Here is a 3562-nt window from a genome sequence, read left to right on the forward strand (position 1 = left end):
TTCTTTCGCACAAGGGAGTGACGCTGTGAGCACCAAGACGCTGACCACCCCGATCAAGGATGAAGACCTCGAAGACATCAAGATCGGCGACATCCTCTATCTCGACGGCTATCTCATCACCGCCCGCGACCAGGCGCATCATCGCCTCGTGAAGCTCGGCCGCAAGCTCCCCGTGGATCTGAAGGGCAAGGCCATCTTCCACGCCGGTCCGATCATGGTTCCGACCAAGGAAGCAAAGAGCGGCTGGAAGGTCGTCTCGATCGGCCCCACGACCTCGATGCGCATGGAAATCTTCGAAAAGGAATTCCTCGCCGAAACCGGCGTGAAGTTGATCGTCGGCAAGGGCGGCATGGGTCCCAACACGACCGCGGGCTGCAAGGAATCTAAGGCCATTCACTGCGTCTTCCCGGGCGGCTGCGCCGTGGTTGCCGCGGAATGCATCGAAGAAGTCGAAGACGTCCAGTGGCCCGAACTCGGCATGCCCGAATCCATGTGGGTCATGCGCGTGAAGCACTTCGGTCCCCTCATCTGCTCGATCGATACGCACGGCAACAACCTCTTCGAAAAGAACAAGGCAGTATTCAACGAGCGCAAGGGCCCGATCGTTGAGCGCATTTCAAAAGTGGTCGACTACCAGAAGTGATTATCGCCTCACCCGCGCATCGTTCCGGGGAGCCGTCGTCATGCTGTCGCGTTCCAGGAAAGATCCAACCACACCTGGACGTAAAGCTCCGCTTCGACGGCGCTTGATTAAGAAATCCGTGGCAGGGAAACCCGGACCAAAACGGGCTTCCCGCTCTCCCCTCCCCGGCCGCTTCCCTGAAGTGTGCCGGGATTTTTAATATATTTTATTGATATATATAGTTTTTTACATACGCCGTCGTAAAACTCAGTCAACCACCGGCCATGCAACAGAATTCCCGGGAAATTTCCGGAAACAATAAAAAAAGGACCCCAAAAATGCCGAGCAACACCTGCAGATATCTTTCCGCTCTTCTCTCCGAAGGGACCTTTTCCAAAGCTGCTCAGTTTCTCGACATTTCGCAGCCCTCGCTCTCGCAATTTCTGCTGCGTCTTGAGACGGAGATCGGAACCGAACTCGTGGACCGTCAGGTCAAACCCCTCAAGCTCACCCCAGCGGGAGAACTGTTTCTTCGCACCGAGCGCCAGATCGATCAGATGCGCGAGACCTGCGTCAAGCAGATCGACGACATCAAGGCGGGCGTGCGCGGGCACGTCACCATCGGCGCCTCCGACTACCGTGAAACCTTCTTTCTAACCGAGGTTCTGCCCGTCTTCCGCAGCCGCTTTCCCAGCATTGAGATTGAAATCACCGAAGGGCGCACGAAAGAGCTCGAGGAGCTCGCCATGGAAGGAACCACCGACTTCTCGCTCGTGATCTCTCCGCTCTACCACCCGCAGTCGCTTGAGGTGACAGAGCTCTACCAGGAGAAGATCCTCGTCGCCATGAGCATCAATCATCCCGTCGCCCAGCGCTTTCCGAACATTACTGGCGAAGAGTACCCGCCGCTTGACTTCCGCGAGCTTGACCGAGAAAACTTCATCGTCATCAAAAAGGGACAGATGATGAACCGCCTTTACCATGATCTCTGCGATCGAACCGGCGCATCGCCCCGTGTGGTGCTCGAAAGCGAATCCATGATCGCGGCTCTGGCACTCGCGAGTGCGGGCCTCGGAGTCACGCTCACCACCGAAACGCTTGCCAGGCGCGCTGCCACCGCGGAACCCATCCGCTGCTTCTCCATTGTGCCCGATGTTCCGCCCCGCACGGTAGCGGCCGCCTACCGCAGCGACCGCTACCTCTCGAAGGCTGCCCGGGAACTTATTCAGGTGATGCTTGACGTGGCAGGCGCGAAGTTTCAGCGCGGCTGATGGTCTTCTGGAGAACCTCGAACGCTCGCGGCGGTCCGCCCGCCTTCGGGAGAGGCATCCCTGTTTTTGAAAGCAATCCCGGCGGAATCACCTGTTTTTAGAGGCATTCCGAATTTATCGAACGCACCTTAAGGTTTTGACGCTCTGAAAAGCGCTAGACTCACGCCTTCGAAATTTCAGAGGAGCGCCACTCTAAGAAGCGCGCTAGAGCCCTCAACCCGACGGCGCATCCTCCGACCCCATCCTTTTGGAGATTGAAGAACCATGCCTCATGTTGTCTGCGAAGCCTGCATCGGCTGCAAGCGTACCGACTGCGTGGACGTCTGCCCGGTGGATTGCTTCCGGGAAGGTCCGAATTTTCTTGTGATCGATCCCGATGAGTGCATCGACTGCGCCGTCTGCATTCCGGAATGCCCGGAAGCGGCGATTTACGCCGAAGAGGACGTGCCCGAGGATCAAAAGGAATTCATCGAACTCAACGCTGAGCTCGCCCGCGAATGGCCTTCCATCACGCACCGCAAGCCCTATCCCGATGATGCGGATCAGTGGCGCGGCGTGAAGAACAAGATCCGCTTCCTGAAGCGCTGATATCTGCGCTCCCTCGCCGGTAGAAAGATTCTGTCGCGATTCGCTCAAAATGGCCCGCCCGTTCGCGGGCCATTCTTTTTAGAATCCTCTGCATCCTGTCTTTTGGCACGGAGTGCGCGCTTCTGCTCTGCGCCTCCTTGGTCTCCCATTCGCATTGATCATGCAGAAAATCAAGCTTATTTCGCGGCGTCTTGCCGCCCTCACGCTCCACGTGCTTCAGTTTGAGCGCCCCGAGGGCTTCAGCTTCAAGCCCGGTCAGTTTGCCCGCCTCGGACTTCCCGCTGAAACGGAAGGCGCGGATCCCGTAATCCGCGGCTATTCGATTGCTTCCTCGCCCGAAAGCCCGGTCCTTGAATTCTTCATTACCGAAGTGAAGGGCGGCGCGCTCTCGCCCCGCATCTGCGCGCTCAATCCCGGCGACTCGGTGCTCCTTGACGGCGACGCCGAAGGAGCGCTCACGCCGTCCCGCATTCCAGGAGGCGACACGCTCTGGCTTCTCGCCACGGGTTCCGGTCTCTCGCCTTTTGCGTCGATTGTGCGCTCGAGCGCCGTCTGGGATGCCTGGAAGGACATCGTGCTCGTTGAGTCGGTGAGAAAGATCGAGGAGGCGGCTCTCGCCCGCGAGCTCGTTCTTTCGCTTCCCGCCGACCGCCGGCCGAAGCTCATCGTGACGACGACGCGCGAAGAGGATCCTGCACGCCAGGGCGACCTCACGGGCAGAATCCCGGAACTCCTCAAGTCGGGCGAGCTTGAAAAAGCAGCCGGCCGTGAAATCACGCCCGAAAAATCCCGCCTCATGCTCTGCGGCAACCCCAACTTCATTGCCGACGCCCGTGCGACGCTTAAAGCCCGCGGCATCGTGTCCCCGCGCTTCGGCAAGCCCGGTCAGCTCGTCGTCGAGAACTTCTGGTAACCGGAGAGGAATTGGAGAATGCAGCTTCCTCCGCTTCGCCCGAGCGCTGAGACCATTGACGATCTTCTCCCGCAGACGGAATGCCGTCAGTGCGGGTTCGAGGGGTGCGCCGCCTACGCGCAGGCCATTGCCGAGGGGCTCGCGCCATCAACCGCTGCGCCGGGCGGG

General features: G+C 59.2%; 5 protein-coding genes. All 5 read left to right on the plus strand.

All coding sequences use genetic code 11. The features are described 5' to 3' along the window. Window positions 1-25 precede the first annotated feature (25 nt). Window positions 26-643 (plus strand): L(+)-tartrate dehydratase subunit beta, encoded by a 618-nt coding sequence (ttdB, locus tag GBM95_RS11305; RefSeq protein ID WP_152159191.1) that lies wholly within the window; start codon window positions 26-28, stop codon window positions 641-643. Between the two features lie 317 nt (window positions 644-960). After that, entirely contained in the window at window positions 961-1893 is a 933-nt protein-coding gene (locus tag GBM95_RS11310) for a LysR family transcriptional regulator (RefSeq protein ID WP_152159192.1), read from the plus strand. 264 nt (window positions 1894-2157) lie between these two features. Then, window positions 2158-2481 carry a ferredoxin FdxA gene (gene fdxA / locus GBM95_RS11315; RefSeq protein WP_139687695.1) on the plus strand — a complete coding sequence of 108 codons (324 nt, stop codon included), beginning with the start codon at window positions 2158-2160 and terminating at the stop codon, window positions 2479-2481. Window positions 2482-2641: 160 nt separating this feature from the next. Continuing rightward, entirely contained in the window at window positions 2642-3394 is a 753-nt protein-coding gene (locus GBM95_RS11320; protein WP_152159193.1) for a ferredoxin--NADP reductase, read from the plus strand. An 18-nt stretch (window positions 3395-3412) separates the two neighbouring features. Beyond that, a partial coding sequence (locus GBM95_RS11325; RefSeq protein ID WP_319643770.1) for a (Fe-S)-binding protein occupies window positions 3413-3562 on the plus strand: 150 nt, incomplete at its 3' end.

Source organism: Sutterella seckii (genome assembly GCF_009183815.1).
GTDB classification, from domain to species: domain Bacteria; phylum Pseudomonadota; class Gammaproteobacteria; order Burkholderiales; family Burkholderiaceae_F; genus Sutterella; species Sutterella seckii.

Bases quoted from the DNA above. Each gene is read 5' to 3' on its own strand.
- GBM95_RS11310 (WP_152159192.1), top strand. From the start codon at position 961: ATGCCGAGCAACACCTGCAGATATCTTTCCGCTCTTCTCTCCGAAGGG.
- fdxA (WP_139687695.1), top strand. From the start codon at position 2,158: ATGCCTCATGTTGTCTGCGAAGCCTGCATCGGCTGCAAGCGTACCGAC.
- GBM95_RS11320 (WP_152159193.1), top strand. From the start codon at position 2,642: ATGCAGAAAATCAAGCTTATTTCGCGGCGTCTTGCCGCCCTCACGCTC.